This is a genomic window from Streptomyces sp. NPDC044106, assembly GCF_056433985.1.
The window spans coordinates 432523-446892 of the sequence record NZ_JBWKFZ010000001.1 but is presented as its reverse complement, the minus strand read 5'-3'; the positions used below and the strand labels follow the sequence as shown (position 1 = coordinate 446892).

The following is a 14370-nucleotide window of genomic DNA, read 5'->3' as shown; positions in this document are numbered from 1 at the left end:
GTACATATGCACCCTGTGTACCTTGCCTTCACATGCCCCCCACATGTTTCATAGGCCCCACACGGGGGCCCGCCGCACGGCGCGGGCCGTCAAGAGAGCCTGCGGGGGGACGAGTTGAAGAAGAACCAGAAGGCCCAGAAGCACCAGCGCTTAAGACGGGTGACGGGCGCCGCACTCGCGGTGTCGCTCGGCTCGGCGGGACTGGTCGCCCTCGGGGCGCCCGCCGCGTCCGCCGCGACACCGTCCGACGAGGTGGCGAAGCTGCCCATCGCGTCGTTCGGGGCGATGGTGGTCGACGACGCGCACGAGCGCGTCTACGTCACCGACGGGAACAAGAGCGACACCGGCGCGAGCGCGGTCCGGGTCTACAACTTCCAGGGCCAGCGCGTCGGTTCGCTCGCCACCGACCAGCCCGCTTCCGGCATGGCGCTCAGTGCGGACGGCGCGACCCTGCACGTGTCGCAGTCCAACCGCATCCTGACGTTCGACACCGCGACGCAGGCCAGGACCGGCGCCGCGAGCACGCCCTACGACGTCACCTGTGGCCGTGAGCTGGCCGTCGCGGGCGGCAGGACGTGGTTCACGGAGACGCCGTACTCCGGTTCCTCCTACTGCGACCGGCCCGACAACCTCGCCCTGCTCTACGGGGTCGGCGGCACGTCCTCGGTCAGCACCGGCTGGAGCAGCCAGGGGCGGCTGCGGCTCGCGGCCGGGCCCGGGGCGCCCGACCGGCTCGTGGTGGGGCAGGCGGGCGCGGGCGCCACGGCCGACCCGTTCGTCACCACGTTCGACGCGAGTGGCGAGACCCTGGTCCGGGGCCCCTCGCGGCGGTTCGCCGACGCGCAGGGCAAGGGCGCGCTCGACCTGAAGGACATCGCCCAGAGCGCCGACGGCAAGCGGATAGCCGTGGCGGACGCCGCGTACGGCACCCGGCTGCTCGACGCCGGTGATCTCTCCGACGCCCCGGTCGGCTACCAGCCGCTGCCCGCGGGCGCCAAGGCGTCGGCGGTGGCGTTCAGCGGCGACGGAAAGTACGTGGCACGGGGCGCGGTCGCCGCCGGCAGCACGGCGGACCTGCTGATCCAGTCCGCCGACCCGAAGGACGGCGGCACGCCGACGGAGTTCGCCTTCGAGAGCGAACTCGACGGGACACGGGTCGTGCCGCAGGGGCTCGAATGGGCCAAGGACGGCTCGCGACTCTTCGCGGTGACCTCGGACGGCGGCAGCGGCCACTGGCTGCACATCATCAAGCCGCCCGCCGCGCAGTACGACTCCCGCTTCACCGGCGCGCTCACCACGACGCCCGCGAAGCCCGTCGTCGGCGAACCGCTCGGCATCCGCGGCCGCCTCGAACTGGACGGACCCGCCCCCGCGGAGCCCGTACGGGTCGCCGCCGTCCGCAAGGACGCCGACGGCACGCAGGAGGTGGCGACAGCCAAGGTCGCGGCCGACGGCAGCTTCACCGTGCCCGACGTGCCGGACCGGCTGGGCGAGGCGGCGTACACGCTGCGCTTCCTCGGCGACGTGACGCACCGGCCCGCCGAGGACGTCACGGTCACGGTGGACGTGGGCAAGGCGCCGACGGCGATCGAGCTGAGCGCGCCCGCCGATGCGACCCGCGCGGGTGGCGTCGAGATCACCGGCAGGCTCACCGGGCAGGGGCGCGCGCTGCCGGCCGGGATCGAGCTGAAGGTGACGCGCACCGACAGGCTCGGCGCGACGGGCGAGCTCACGGCGGCGCGGGTCGCGGCCGACGGCACCTTCAAGGTCAAGGACCTGCCCGGCAAGAAGGGCCGGACGGTGTACGCGGTGAGCTACGAGGGCGACGCCCTGCACGAGGGCTCGACCGCGTCGGCCACGGTGAAGATCACCGGCTGAGAAGCACCGAAGAGCACCGACGGCGGCGCCCACCCCCAGTGACGTCGCCGTTGGTGGCGCCCGGTCCGCGGCCTCCTCGGCCGCGGACCGGGGCCGTTCAGGAGGCGCCGACCAGGCGCGCGGCGTCCGCGTGGGCGTCCATGCGCTCCGCGGCGAGGATCGCCGCCGCGGTGTCGGCGCGGGAGGCCGCGACGACCAGGGCGCGGCCCGCGAGGGCGTGCGCGCGCTGGTGCAGGGCGGACACATGGGGTTCGTGGATGGCGGCCGCCACGGAGGACCGCGGCGGGCGCGCGCCACCGCGCAGCCGGGCCACCTGGTACGCCAACTGCTCGGCGGCGCCGTCCAGTTCCGCGGACGGGGCGAGCGCGCGCAGCTCGTCGGTGACGGCGAGGAGCGCCGCGAGGTGCCCGGCGAGCTGGATGTCCAGCTCCTCCTCGCGGGAGCGGTGCGGGTAGCCGGCGTCGTCGGCCACCGTGTGGACCGACTTGGTGCGGATCGGCTCGTACATGGGATGGCCTCCAGACGGTTGCTTGAAAGCCATCCTAGCTTAGATTCTGTCTAAAGTTGAGTCCGGGCCAATAGCGGGTCGTCACGGCTGGCTGTAGCCGTCGAGGAAGTTCCCGATACGCGTGACCGCCTCCGCGAGATCGGTCGCCGTCGGCAGCGTCACGACACGGAAGTGATCGGGTTCCGGCCAGTTGAAGCCTGTGCCGTGCACGACCATGATCTTCTCGGCGCGCAGCAGGTCGAGGACCATCTGCCGGTCGTCCTTGATCTTGAAGACCTTCGGATCGAGCCGCGGGAAGAGGTAGAGCGACCCCTTCGGCTTCACGCAGCTCACGCCGGGGATCTGGGTCAGCAGGTCGTACGCGGTGTCGCGCTGCTCGATGAGCCGTCCGCCCGGCAGCACCAGGTCGTTGATCGTCTGCCGCCCACCGAGCGCCGCGACGACACCGTGCTGGCCCGGCATGTTCGCGCAGAGGCGCATGTTGGCGAGGATCGTCAGGCCCTCGATGTACGAGGAGGCGTGCGCCTTCGGACCCGAGATCGCCATCCAGCCGACGCGGTAGCCCGCCACCCGGTACGCCTTCGACATGCCGTTGAAGGTGAGGGTGAGCAGGTCGGGGGCGATGGCGGCGGTCGGCGTGTGCGTCACGCCGTCGTAGAGGATCTTGTCGTAGATCTCGTCCGAGCAGACCAGGAGGTTGTGGCGGCGCGCGATGTCGGTCAGGCCGCGCAGCATCTCGTCGCTGTAGACGGCGCCGGTCGGGTTGTTCGGATTGATGATCACGAGCGCCTTGGTGCGGTCGGTGACCTTGCGCTCGATGTCGGCGAGGTCCGGCATCCAGTCGGCCTGCTCGTCGCAGCGGTAGTGCACGGCGGTGCCGCCGGAGAGCGAGACCGCAGCCGTCCACAGCGGGTAGTCAGGGGCCGGTACGAGGACCTCGTCGCCGTCGTCGAGCAGGCCCTGCATGGCCATCACGATGAGCTCGGAGACGCCGTTGCCGATGAAGACGTGCTCGACGTCGGTCTCGATGCCCAAGGTCTGGTTGTGCATGACGACCGCGCGGCGGGCGGCGAGGAGGCCCTTCGCGTCGCCGTAGCCGTGCGCGGTGCCGACATTGCGCAGGACGTCCTCGAGGATCTCGGGCGGGCACTCGAAGCCGAAGGCGGCGGGGTTGCCGGTGTTGAGCTTGAGGATGCGGTGACCGGCCGATTCCAGCCGCGTCGCCTCCTCGAGCACCGGGCCCCGGATCTCGTAACAGACGTTGGAGAGCTTCGTCGACTGGATGACCTGCATGTCCGCGAGCTTACGGCCGGGTCGGACGGGCCGCCCCGTGTTTTCGGACACAAGAGGGGCGCAGGGGGCGAGGGGGGCGCCGGGGGAGGGGATGTTCTGTCAGCGGTCGGTTGTGTCCGTTTGTGGTCTTGTCCCGGCGGCCGGGGACCCCAACAATGCGCATGACAAAACCGTGAGAACTTCGGTCACACAGTCATCAGAGGGGACCCCCACATGAAGAAGCCTCTCGTCGGTGCGTGCACCGCCGCCCTGCTCCTCGGGGCGGCGGCGGTACCCGCGTCGGCAGTCGGTCACGAAGGGCCGGCGAAGCCGCAGGCCAAGGTCAAGGCCGTCAACTTCGCGGGGACGGTGGCGCTCAGCAACTGCTCCGGCTCCGTGGTCCGCGTGCCCGACTCCAAGCCCGGCGACCCCGCGCTCGTCCTGTCCAACGGCCACTGCCTGGAGAGCGGCTTCCCGGCGCCCGGCCAGGTCGTCCTCAACAAGCCGTCGTCCCGCAGCTTCACCCTGCTCAACGCCTCCGGCGGCAACGCGGGGACGGTCCGGGCGAGCAAGGTGGCGTACGGCACGATGACGGACACCGACGTGTCGCTCTACCAGCTGACCAGCACCTACAGCGACATCGAGAGCAGGTACGGGATCAAGGCGCTGGAGCTGAACGCGGCGCGGCCCCAGCAGGGGCGGGCGATCACCGTCGCGTCCGGCTACTGGAAGAAGCTGTACAAGTGCAGCATCGACGGCTTCGCGTACCGCCTGAAGGAGGGGAGCTGGACCTGGAAGGACTCGGTCCGCTACACCCCCGCCTGCCAGACGATCGGCGGTACCTCGGGCTCCCCGGTGATCGACGACGCGACCGGCAAGGTCGTCGCCGTCAACAACACCGGCAACGAGGACGGCGAGCGGTGCACGGACAACAACCCGTGCGAGGTCGACGAGAACGGCAAGGTCACCGTCCGCAAGGGCATCAACTACGCGCAGGAGACCTACTGGATCGTGCCGTGCGTCGGCGCGGGCAGCAAGATCGACCTGAGCCGCGCGGGCTGTGGGCTGCCCAAGCCGGCCGGGATGAAGCAGCCGTAGCGGTACGCAGCCCTTCGGGCCCCGGCCGGGACCGCACCCCTGGTGCCCCCGGCCGGGCGTCCGCCCCGGCCGATATCTGCCCCGGCCGAAGCAGACATGCGCATACACCGTTGGTAGCGTTCCCCCGGTGACCTCCTCGCACGGCCCCGAGCGGCTCGATGACGACGACTACCCCGCCTACACCATGGGCCGGGCCGCCGAGCTGATCGGCGCCACGCCGGCCTTCCTCCGCGCGGTCGGCGAAGCCCGGCTGATCACCCCGCTGCGCTCCGAGGGCGGCCACCGCCGCTACTCCCGCTATCAGCTGCGCATCGCCGCACGTGCCAGGGAACTCGTGGACCAGGGCACACCGGTCGACGCGGCCTGCCGCATCGTGATCCTGGAGGACCAGCTCGACGAGGCGCTCCGCCTCAACGAGGAGCTGCGCCGCGACCCCGGCACGGACGGCACGGCGACGCCCTGAGGCAGCCGGGCGCGAAACGCTGCGCCCTCTGCCTCCGTATATCTGTGACGGCAAAAGCAGGATTTCGGGTGGTGCGAGCGGCGGGGTATTCGCGGGTCGACGACGCGATATGGAAAAACGCGCGCCGACGGCGAGGGCGTGCTACTGTCGATTTCAGTTGCAGTTGTGGTTCCCAGAGACTCCAAGTGCTCCGGTCGGCGTTAGGTGCCGACGGGGGCACTTTGTATTGCCGGTCATTTCCGGACGGGGTAATCATCGCGGCGACGCGGAGTCCGCACAGTGCGGGCTCCCGGGCTCTGCCCCGAAGGAGATATGACATGGCTACTGGCACCGTGAAGTGGTTCAACGCTGAAAAGGGCTTCGGCTTCATCGAGCAGGAGGGCGGCGGCGCCGACGTCTTCGCTCACTACTCGAACATCGCCACCCAGGGCTTCCGCGAGCTGCAGGAGGGCCAGAAGGTGACCTTCGACGTCACGCAGGGCCAGAAGGGCCCGCAGGCCGAGAACATCGTTCCCGCCTGACGCTGACGCTCACGCGTACTTCGTAGCTGGGGCCCGCACCTTGGGTGCGGGCCCCAGCTCGTTGCGTTTCCGGGGAAGGCGTTCCGCGTTTCCCTGATTTTCACCGGACGGATTCGGAATACTTTCGCGTCCACCGGGAATATGTTTCATTTTCCCCGGCCGTTCCTGCGATTCTCGGCACCGGTCGGTGCCGGTCAGAATTCCTCGATACGCGCCGCATCGAGGAAGGTTCTCCTTGAACCGTTCAACGCGCACGAACAGCCGACGTCCCAGGAGCACGGGCCGCCGCCCCGCCGCGCTCCAGGGAGAGTTCGCACTGCCGGTCACCGTCACCCCGGCCCTCCCGCCCGTCGAGGACTTCGCGGCGCTCGGGCTGCCGGACGGGGTCGTGAAGACCCTCACCGGGCTCGGTGTCACCGCCCCCTTCCCGATCCAGGCGGCCACGCTGCCCAACTCCCTCGCGGGCCGCGACGTGCTCGGCCGGGGACGCACCGGATCCGGCAAGACCCTCGCCTTCGGCCTCGCGGTGCTCGCCCGCACCGCCGGACAGCGCGCCGAACCGCGCCGCCCGCTCGCACTGATCCTCGTCCCCACCCGCGAGCTCGCCCAGCAGGTGACGGACGCGCTCACCCCGTACGCCAGGTCGCTGCGGCTGCGTATGGCCACCGTGGTCGGCGGCATGTCGATCGGACGGCAGGCCGGCGCCCTGCGCACCGGCGCCGAAGTCGTCGTCGCGACACCGGGACGGCTCAAGGACCTCATCGAGCGCCGCGACTGCCACCTGGACCAGGTCGCCGTCACCGTGCTCGACGAGGCCGACCAGATGGCCGACATGGGCTTCCTTCCCCAGGTCACCGAGTTGCTCGACCAGGTGCGGCCCGGCGGGCAGCGGATGCTGTTCTCGGCCACCCTGGACCGCAACGTCGACCTCCTGGTCCGCCGCTACCTCAGCGACCCCGTCGTCCACTCGGTCGACCCCTCGGCCGGCGCGGTCACGACGATGGAGCACCACGTGCTGCATGTCCACGGCGCCGACAAGTACGCCGCCACCACCGAGATCGCCGCCCGCGACGGCCGGGTGATCCTTTTCCTGGACACCAAGCACGCGGTCGACCGGCTCACCACGCACCTGCTGAGCAGCGGCGTGCGCGCGGCGGCCCTGCACGGCGGCAAGTCCCAGCCGCAGCGCACCCGGACGCTCGCCCAGTTCAAGTCCGGGCAGGTCACGGCGCTCGTCGCCACGAACGTCGCGGCGCGCGGCATCCATGTCGACGACCTCGACCTCGTCGTCAATGTGGACCCGCCCGCCGACCACAAGGACTACCTGCACCGCGGCGGCCGCACCGCGCGGGCCGGCGGTTCCGGCAGCGTCGTCACCCTGGTCACGTCCGCGCAGCGACGTGACATGAACCGGCTGATGATCGCCGCGGGCATCCGGCCGCACACCGCGCAGGTCCGCTCGGGCGAGGCCGAGTTGACGCGTATCACCGGTGCGAAGGCGCCCTCGGGCATCCCGGTCACCATCCCGGCGCCGCCGAAGGACGACTCCCGTCGCGGCGGATCCTCCGCCCGGGGCCGCCGTCCGCGCGACGGCCGCGCGCGCCGCGCCTACGCCGCCCGCTCGCGCAGCGACAGCGCGGCCTGACGCAGGCTCCGAGCCGGGCCCGGCGGGCTTCCCGCCCCGGCGTCCGTCCGTCCACCGACCCTCTTCCCTGTGAGGCACCATGCGCTGTGTCATCGCCCGCTTCCCCTTCGACCTGTTCAAGAGTGACGTCGAGCAGGTCATGAAGGGCGTCAAGCCCGAACCCGTCACGGGCGAGTCCGTGATCGTCGGCCGCCGCACCTACCCGGTCAAGCAGGTCGGCGAGCTGATCACGCGCCAGGACCGCCGTGACTTCTCGGCGCGCGAGGTGACCAGGGCGCTGACCGGCCTCGGCTTCACCTGCCGCACCGCTCCCGCGCCGGTGGCGCCCGAGCCCGCCCCGGCGCCCTGGCCGACCTCCGTCGTCTAGGACGACCGTCTAGTACAGCTGGTACGACCGTCTAGTACGCGTCGGGGGCCCGCGGCGCCGCGCGGGGCGGTCGTCCCGCCACGAGCGCCGAGGCCCCCGGCAGCCAGCCGAGGGCCAGCCCCCACAGCGCGCCGGACAGCGCGCCGGTCAGCGGCAGGAGCAGCCAGCCCCAGGGCCCTGCCTCGACCATCCGGGCCGCGACCAGGCCGCGCCACACGCCCGCGAGGGCCGCGCCCGCGATCAGCGCCGTCCAGCCCGCGAGCAGGCGGCGGCCCGTCCCCGCGCCGGGGCGTAGGCGCAGATGGCGGCGCATCCGCGCGGCGGCCGTGGCGATCAGGAGCAGCGCAGCGAAGTCCTCGCAGAGCTGCCAGGACCAGTCCGTCGCGCCCAGCGGCGTCATCCGCAGCCCCGGCAGCGCGAACGGCACGCCGAGCGCGCTCGGCACGACCGAGAGACCCGCCCGCGCCGTGAACGCGGTCAGCAGCGTCGCGCTGCCGTGTGCCAGGACGAGCAGCAGGCAGACGCCGGCGACCACGGCCGTGGCATCCGTCCGGGCCCGCAACGCGTCCAACGTCGTCCGCATGGCGCGCCACTGTAGGCCGCCCCGGCCGCCGCGGAACAGAGGTGCGGAAGAATAAAGTGAACAAGGCTCAGGTCTGTCGCGCGACGGGTCCCGCGATCTACCATCCCGGCCATGAAGTCCCCTGCGGCGTGGCGCACTTGGGCGGTGGGCGCCGTCGTGCTCGCCGTCGCCGCCGCGCTGCTGGTCGCCGTCGGACCGGAGGGCGCGGGCGCCGCGCGCGCCGACACCGCGAGCGGCCACCGGTGGATCACCGACCGGCAGGGGCGCGCGCTGGTGCTGCGCGGCCTGTCCACGGCGAGCAGCGCCAAGCAGGCGGGCGACGGCATGCCGTGGATCGAGGAGAAGGACGTCGCACGCGAACGGCGCGATCTTGGCACGAATTTCGTCCGCTTCCTCCTCCAGTGGCGCAAGGTGGAGCCCGCGCCGGGGACGTACGACAGGACGTATCTGAAGCGGGTCGCCGAGCGCGTCCGCTGGTACGGCGAGCGGGGCTACCACGTGCTGCTCGACATGCACCAGGACCTGTACGGCCCGGCGGTCGGCGGCGACGGCGCCCCCGGGTGGGCCACGGAGACCGACGGTCTCACGTCCGCCGCCACCGACCCCTGGGAACTCGGCTACGCCGAACCCGGGACCGTCCGCGCCTTCGACCGTTTCTGGGGGACGGTCGAAGGCGGCGGACGTGACCTGCGAAAACACTACGTCGGCGCCCTGCGCACGGTGGCCGGGCACTTCGCCGACGACGACGCCGTCATCGGCTACGACCTGATGAACGAGCCGTGGGGCGGCAGCGTGCAGGGGCCCGCGTTCGAGTCGGGGCCGCTCGCCCGTCTCTACCAGGACGGCATCGACGCGATCCGCACCGTCGACCGCGACCACTGGCTCTTCGTCGAGCCGTCCGCCATCGGCGCCAACTGGGGCTTCGCGTCCGGGCTCCCGCGCCTGGACGACCCGCGCGGCGACGGCGACAGGGCCCGCATCGCCTACGCGCCGCACCTCTACCCCCTCCCCATGGATCTCGGCGGCGGCTACACCGGGTCGGCCAGGGGGCAGGTCGACAGGTCCCTGGAGGCCTGGCGCGCGCAGACGGAGAAGACCGCGCGGCGGCTCGGAGCGCCCGTGATCATCGGGGAGTTCGGGCTCGACGTGGGGCTGCCGGGCGCCATGGAGTACGTCGAGAAGGTGCAGCGCATGGCCGACGGGATGGGCGCGGGCATCGCGTACTGGTCCAACGACCCCGGCAGCTGGGCGCCGTGGGACTCCGACATGAAGCCGACCGCGCTGCTGCCCGTGCTCGACCGGCCCTACCCGCGGGCCGTCGCGGGGGACCCGGTCGCCCACCGGTGGGACGCGGAGGCCAAGACGCTGACGGTGAGCTGGCGGGGCGTGGCGGGCGTGCGGGGCGGCACGGAGGTCCACCTGCCCGCGCGGCTCTTCCCCCGGGGAGGGCGGGTGCTGGGCGGCTCCCAGCGCTCCTGGAACCCCAAGTCCCGCATCCTCACACTCACTTCGGGGCCCGGCACGCACGCTGTCCGCATCACACCACATGGGTGAAAGGGAAGAGTTCCCACCCCTTGTCCGGCCGCACAGCGCCCCCCAAGAATGCCCCTGACATACGTATGACTGGTGTACATCGCAAGGGGGGCTCCACTGATGGGACGACAGACGAGCAAAGCGGTGACGGGCGGGCTGCTCGCCCTCGCCCTGGCGGGCGCGGGCGCGGTACCCGCGTTCGCGGGGCACGGACAGCCGGCCCGGCAGGGGCAGGCCAAGACCAAGAAGGTCGACTTCGCGGGAACGGTGGCGCTCAGCAACTGTTCCGGCTCCGTCGTGCGCACGCCCCGGTCCGAACCGGGTGACCCGGCGCTCGTCCTCACCAACGGCCACTGCATAGAGTCCGGGTTCCCGGCGGCCGGCGAGGTCATCGTGGACCAGCCGTCCACCCGCACCTTCAAGCTCCTCGACGCGAAGGCGCACGACGTCGCCACGCTCAAGGCGTCCAAAGTGTCGTACGCGACGATGACGGACACCGACATCACGCTCTACCAACTCACCAGCAGCTACCGCGACATCACCAGGAAGTACAAGATCAAGCCGCTGGAGCTGGAGGACGACCACCCGGTGAAGGGGCGGGCGATCACCGTCGTCTCCGGCTACTGGAAGAAGACCTACAGCTGCAACATCGACGGCTTCGTCCACCGCATCAAGGAGGGTGAGTGGACCTGGAAGGACTCCGTCCGCTACACCCCCGCCTGCCAGACCATAGGCGGCACCTCGGGCTCGCCGGTCATCGACCACAAGACCGGCAAGGTCACCGCGGTCAACAACACCGGCAACGAGGACGGCGAGCGCTGCACGCTCAACAACCCCTGTGAGATCGACCGCAAGGGCAGGGTGACCGTGCGCAAGGGCATCAACTACGCGCAGGAGACGTACGGGATCGTGCCGTGCGTCGGCAAGGCGAGCAAGATCGACCTCGGCCGCAAGGGGTGCAGGCTGCCGCGCCCTGCCGCTGCTCAGAGGTAGGACGCGGGTTCGCTCCTCGCCGCGTACGTGGCCCCCGTCCCCGCCCCCGTCCCCGCCCTCGGCACCGGCACCGGCACCGGCGGGGACGGGGGGCGGGGGCGGGCGGCCCTCCTGGCCCGGAGAGCCGGGGTCAGGGAGTGCGGCGGACCGCGCGTCCCGCGAGGACGTCCGTGCGCCGGCCGTCCCGCATGACGAAGCGGCCGTCGATCAGGACGTGCGGCACGCCGACGGGCAGGGTGCGCGGCGCCTCGAACGTCGACCCCGCCGCGACCGTCTCCGGGTCGAAGAGGACCAGGTCGGCGCGGTAGCCCTCGCGGACGACGCCCCGGTCGGGCAGGCGCAGGCGGGCGGCGGGCCGTGAGGTGAGGTGTGCGACGGTCTCCTCCAGGGACATGACGCCGAGCTCCCGCGCGTAGCGCCCGAGGTACTGCGGGAACGTCCCGTACGCGCGCGGGTGCGGCTTGTAGCCCTGGAGGATGCCGTCGCTGCCGCCGGTGTGCACCCGGTGTCGCATGATCGCCTGGACGTTCTCCTCGTGGCCGACGTGCTGGAGGATCGTCGAACCGAGGTTGTCGTTGATCAGGAGACGGCGGGCGGTGATCCACGGCTCCTCGCCCCGCTGGGCCGCCGACTCGGCGATCGTCTTGCCGACGCAGGAGGCGAGCCCGGGGTCGCTGACGCCGGACACCTCGATCGTGTCCCACTCGATGGGCACGCCGTGACAGCCGTCGGCGCCGATGACCTCCATGTGGTGCCGGATCTCCGCGGCGCTCGCGTCGTCCTCGAGACGGGCGAGGATGGCATCGGGCCCGCCCTCGCTCGCCCAGCTCGGCAGCATCGCGACGAGCGTCGTGCAGCCGGGGGTGTAGGGGTACGTGTCCAGGGTGATGTCGGCGCCGCTCGCGAGCGCGTCGTCGAGCAGGGCCAGCAGGTCCGGCGCCTTGCCCTTGTTCACGCCGAAGTTCATGGTGGCGTGCGCGAGGTGCAGGGGGCAGTTCGCGGTCCGGGTGAGGTTCACCATCTCCTCGTACGCCTGGAGGGCGCCGGCGCCGTAGCTGCGGTGATGGGGGCAGTAGTAGCCGTTGTGGGCCGCCACGACCCGGCAGAGCTCGGTGAGTTCGGAGTCGTCGGCGTACATGCCCGGCGTGTACGTGAGCCCCGACGACATGCCGACGGCGCCCTCTTCCATTCCCTCGGCGACGAGCTGCTTCATGCGGTCCAGCTCGGCCGGGGTCGCCGGGCGGTCGTCCCAGCCCAGCGCGTGCATGCGGACGGTGCCCTGCGGGATGAGGTAGGCGGCGTTCACCGCGATGCCGTGGCCGCCGTGGGCGGTGTCGAGGGCGTCGAGGTAGCCGCCGACCGTGCGCCAGCTGAAGTCGATGTCGCTGCCGTCGCCGTTCCACCCGGTGATGGCCTTGCGGACCTGGGCGAGCGTGCGGTCGTCGACGGGGGCGTAGGACAGTCCGTCCTGGCCGATGACCTCCAGGGTGACGCCCTGGGCCGCCTTCGCGGTGTGCTCCGGGTCGCGGAGCAGGGCGAGGTCGCTGTGGGCGTGCATGTCGATGAAACCGGGCGCCAGCGCCAGGCCCTCGGCGTCGAGGGTGGCCTGCCCCGTGAGGCGGGGCCCCGCGTCCTCTTTGCGGATCTCCGCGATCCTGCCCTCGTGTACGCCGACGTCGGCGCGGTAGGAGGCACCTCCGGTGCCATCCATGACGCGGGCGTCCCGGATCACCAGGTCCATGTCGCCTCTTTCCTTGTGCGCTTCTTTGGCTGCGGGTGGTGCGGGTCTCGTGGCCGGGGTGGGGGCGGACCGCCGTTGGCGGGGGACGGGCCCCTACGTGGCTATGCGTCGCGGGGCAAACGGGTGGGCGGGTGGGATACATCCGCCGCGGAGCGGCGGTTCAGGCCCCTACGCCCGCCGCGCGTCGCGGGGCAAACGGGTGGGTGGTGGGATACATCCGCCGCGGAGCGGCGGGACAGTCCAGCCCCCCACCCACAGGAAGTGGACCGGAGCCGCCCCCCCCGGAGACCGCACCGGCCGCGCAGCGGCGGACCAGAACACCCCCAAGACCCCCAGGTCAGAAAAACGTTCGGACGTAGTCCGTGACCGTCCCGTCCCCCTCCACCAAAGGAATCAGCTGCCACTTGTCGAACACCGTGCAAGGGTGCGAAAGCCCCATCCCGACCCAGTCGCCCACGACGAGATCCGCCTCCGGCGAGGTCACGAGCCACCCGTGCTGGTCGGAGAGCCCGGTGACCGAGACCCCGGTCGCGGCCCGCTCCACACCGTCCCGCCGGACGACCTGCGCCTCGGGCAGATCCAGGTCGTACGCCGCGTCCCGCTTGCCCGCGTTGATGAACGCCTGCTCGGCGGAGGGCCGCGACACCACCTGGGCCCAGAGCCGGAACGCGGGCTCAAGAGCGCCCTCGTCCGGGACCCGGTTGAACGGCGTCAGATGCTTGTAGTGGCCGTCGTCGTGCGAGACGTAGGCACCCGAGCGCAGCAACTTGCAAAGGGGCCGCGAGAGTTCGGGGATCTCCGCGAAGACCGACGCGACCGCGTCGAACCACGCACTGCCCCCCGCGCTGACCACGACCTCCGGCAGATCGGTGAAGAGCCCCGCCGCGTCGAACTCGACGAGCAGCGCGACGAGCCGCCGCAGCCACGCCGTGACGCTCTCGTTCGACGCGTCCGGCACCTCGCCCTCGTACCCGGCGACACCCACGAGCCGCAGCGTGTCCGCGCCCGCGATGGCGCCCGCGATCTCGAAGCACTCCGCCTCGGTCCGCACACCGGTCCGCGCGCCGTCGCCCGCCGCCAGCTCCACCACGACATCCACCGGGCGGCTCGCGCCCGCCTCGCTGAGCGCGGCGTGCATCAGCTCGACGCCGCGTACGGAGTCCACGTAGCAGATGAAGCGGAAGGAGGGGTCCGCGTCGAGCTCGCCGGCCAGCCATCGCAGCGCCGCCGCGTCGACGAGCTCGTTGGCGAGGAAGATCCGCGAGACGCCGAACTCCCGTGCCACGCGCGCCTGGTGGGGCACGGCGAGGGTGATGCCCCATGCCCCGCGCTCCAGCTGGCGGGCGAAGAGCTGCGGGGCCATCGACGTCTTGCCGTGCGGCGCGAAGGCCAGGCCGTGCCGCTCGGCGTACGTCTCCATGAGGGCGAGGTTGTGCTCCAGGCGCTCGGCGGAGAGCGCGAGGACCGGGGTGGTGAAGCCGCCCGTGAAGAGGTTGCGCCGCTGCGCCGCGAGTTCACCCACCGTCAGCCCTTCGGCGTCCGGCGGCAGGCCCTTGAAGCGGTGGTCGAGCCGTTCGTCGGCGAGAGCGGCGAGCCGCCCGGCCGCGGGCGTGGCCTGCGGACCGGCGGGACGTTCGACGGCGTTGTCGGCGGCCATGGGCGCCTCCTCCAGGAGTGCATTCATGAGGGGATTCATGAGGTGTTGCAGCATGTGCAACAGTCATTGCGTATGCCGCTTACTGCTGTCTAACATCCGAGCCAACGCCGG

At 71.7% G+C, this 14370-nt stretch carries 13 protein-coding genes; 8 read left to right on the top strand and 5 right to left on the bottom strand.

The features are described from left to right. Nucleotides 1-114: 114 nt before the first annotated feature. Nucleotides 115-1878, top strand: a complete 1764-nt coding sequence (locus AC07DI_RS02040) for an Ig-like domain repeat protein (RefSeq protein ID WP_478901549.1) — start codon at nucleotides 115-117, stop codon at nucleotides 1876-1878. 97 nt (nucleotides 1879-1975) lie between these two features. Here the strand turns inward: AC07DI_RS02040 and AC07DI_RS02035 are convergent, their stop codons facing one another. Further along, nucleotides 1976-2386 (bottom strand): SCO4983 family protein, encoded by a 411-nt coding sequence (locus tag AC07DI_RS02035; RefSeq protein ID WP_384261538.1) that lies wholly within the window; start codon nucleotides 2384-2386, stop codon nucleotides 1976-1978. 81 nt (nucleotides 2387-2467) lie between these two features. Next, nucleotides 2468-3679 (bottom strand): pyridoxal phosphate-dependent aminotransferase, encoded by a 1212-nt coding sequence (locus AC07DI_RS02030; protein ID WP_478901548.1) that lies wholly within the window; start codon nucleotides 3677-3679, stop codon nucleotides 2468-2470. A gap of 213 nt (nucleotides 3680-3892) precedes the next feature. On the opposite strand from AC07DI_RS02030, the gene AC07DI_RS02025 reads away from it, so the two are divergent. From AC07DI_RS02025 to AC07DI_RS02005, 5 genes are all read left to right on the top strand, one after another. Continuing rightward, nucleotides 3893-4756 (top strand): trypsin-like serine peptidase, encoded by an 864-nt coding sequence (locus tag AC07DI_RS02025; protein WP_478901546.1) that lies wholly within the window; start codon nucleotides 3893-3895, stop codon nucleotides 4754-4756. Between the two features lie 184 nt (nucleotides 4757-4940). Beyond that, complete coding sequence (locus AC07DI_RS02020; RefSeq protein ID WP_384261648.1) at nucleotides 4941-5219, top strand: MerR family transcriptional regulator; 279 nt, start codon at nucleotides 4941-4943, stop codon at nucleotides 5217-5219. A gap of 317 nt (nucleotides 5220-5536) precedes the next feature. Next, a complete protein-coding gene (locus tag AC07DI_RS02015) occupies nucleotides 5537-5740 on the top strand; it encodes a cold-shock protein (RefSeq protein ID WP_030788646.1) in 204 nt (67 codons plus the stop codon). 235 nt (nucleotides 5741-5975) lie between these two features. After that, entirely contained in the window at nucleotides 5976-7385 is a 1410-nt protein-coding gene (locus tag AC07DI_RS02010) for a DEAD/DEAH box helicase (protein ID WP_478901544.1), read from the top strand. A 79-nt stretch (nucleotides 7386-7464) separates the two neighbouring features. After that, a complete protein-coding gene (locus tag AC07DI_RS02005; protein ID WP_478901542.1) occupies nucleotides 7465-7752 on the top strand; it encodes an SCO5918 family protein in 288 nt (95 codons plus the stop codon). 31 nt (nucleotides 7753-7783) lie between these two features. Here the strand turns inward: AC07DI_RS02005 and AC07DI_RS02000 are convergent, their stop codons facing one another. Continuing rightward, nucleotides 7784-8335 (bottom strand): hypothetical protein, encoded by a 552-nt coding sequence (locus tag AC07DI_RS02000; RefSeq protein WP_478901541.1) that lies wholly within the window; start codon nucleotides 8333-8335, stop codon nucleotides 7784-7786. A gap of 111 nt (nucleotides 8336-8446) precedes the next feature. On the opposite strand from AC07DI_RS02000, the gene AC07DI_RS01995 reads away from it, so the two are divergent. Beyond that, the gene (locus AC07DI_RS01995; RefSeq protein ID WP_478901539.1) at nucleotides 8447-9889 is read left to right on the top strand and encodes a cellulase family glycosylhydrolase; all 1443 of its coding nucleotides are present in this window, start codon (nucleotides 8447-8449) and stop codon (nucleotides 9887-9889) included. A 99-nt stretch (nucleotides 9890-9988) separates the two neighbouring features. Further along, entirely contained in the window at nucleotides 9989-10861 is an 873-nt protein-coding gene (locus AC07DI_RS01990; protein WP_478901538.1) for a S1 family peptidase, read from the top strand. Between the two features lie 130 nt (nucleotides 10862-10991). Here the strand turns inward: AC07DI_RS01990 and AC07DI_RS01985 are convergent, their stop codons facing one another. Continuing rightward, a complete protein-coding gene (locus AC07DI_RS01985; RefSeq protein ID WP_478901536.1) occupies nucleotides 10992-12602 on the bottom strand; it encodes an N-acyl-D-amino-acid deacylase family protein in 1611 nt (536 codons plus the stop codon). A gap of 337 nt (nucleotides 12603-12939) precedes the next feature. Beyond that, entirely contained in the window at nucleotides 12940-14259 is a 1320-nt protein-coding gene (locus tag AC07DI_RS01980; RefSeq protein ID WP_478901722.1) for an amino acid deaminase, read from the bottom strand. Between the last annotated feature and the right edge of the window lie 111 nt (nucleotides 14260-14370).

Excerpts from the sequence above, each read along its gene's own strand:
- AC07DI_RS02035 (WP_384261538.1), bottom strand. The coding sequence starts at position 2,386 with ATGTACGAGCCGATCCGCACCAAGTCGGTCCACACGGTGGCCGACGAC.
- AC07DI_RS02015 (WP_030788646.1), top strand. The coding sequence starts at position 5,537 with ATGGCTACTGGCACCGTGAAGTGGTTCAACGCTGAAAAGGGCTTCGGC.
- AC07DI_RS02005 (WP_478901542.1), top strand. The coding sequence starts at position 7,465 with ATGCGCTGTGTCATCGCCCGCTTCCCCTTCGACCTGTTCAAGAGTGAC.
- AC07DI_RS02025 (WP_478901546.1), top strand. The coding sequence starts at position 3,893 with ATGAAGAAGCCTCTCGTCGGTGCGTGCACCGCCGCCCTGCTCCTCGGG.
- AC07DI_RS01990 (WP_478901538.1), top strand. The coding sequence starts at position 9,989 with ATGGGACGACAGACGAGCAAAGCGGTGACGGGCGGGCTGCTCGCCCTC.
- AC07DI_RS01985 (WP_478901536.1), bottom strand. The coding sequence starts at position 12,602 with ATGGACCTGGTGATCCGGGACGCCCGCGTCATGGATGGCACCGGAGGT.
- AC07DI_RS02000 (WP_478901541.1), bottom strand. The coding sequence starts at position 8,335 with ATGCGGACGACGTTGGACGCGTTGCGGGCCCGGACGGATGCCACGGCC.
- AC07DI_RS02020 (WP_384261648.1), top strand. The coding sequence starts at position 4,941 with ATGGGCCGGGCCGCCGAGCTGATCGGCGCCACGCCGGCCTTCCTCCGC.
- AC07DI_RS01995 (WP_478901539.1), top strand. The coding sequence starts at position 8,447 with ATGAAGTCCCCTGCGGCGTGGCGCACTTGGGCGGTGGGCGCCGTCGTG.
- AC07DI_RS01980 (WP_478901722.1), bottom strand. The coding sequence starts at position 14,259 with ATGGCCGCCGACAACGCCGTCGAACGTCCCGCCGGTCCGCAGGCCACG.
- AC07DI_RS02030 (WP_478901548.1), bottom strand. The coding sequence starts at position 3,679 with ATGCAGGTCATCCAGTCGACGAAGCTCTCCAACGTCTGTTACGAGATC.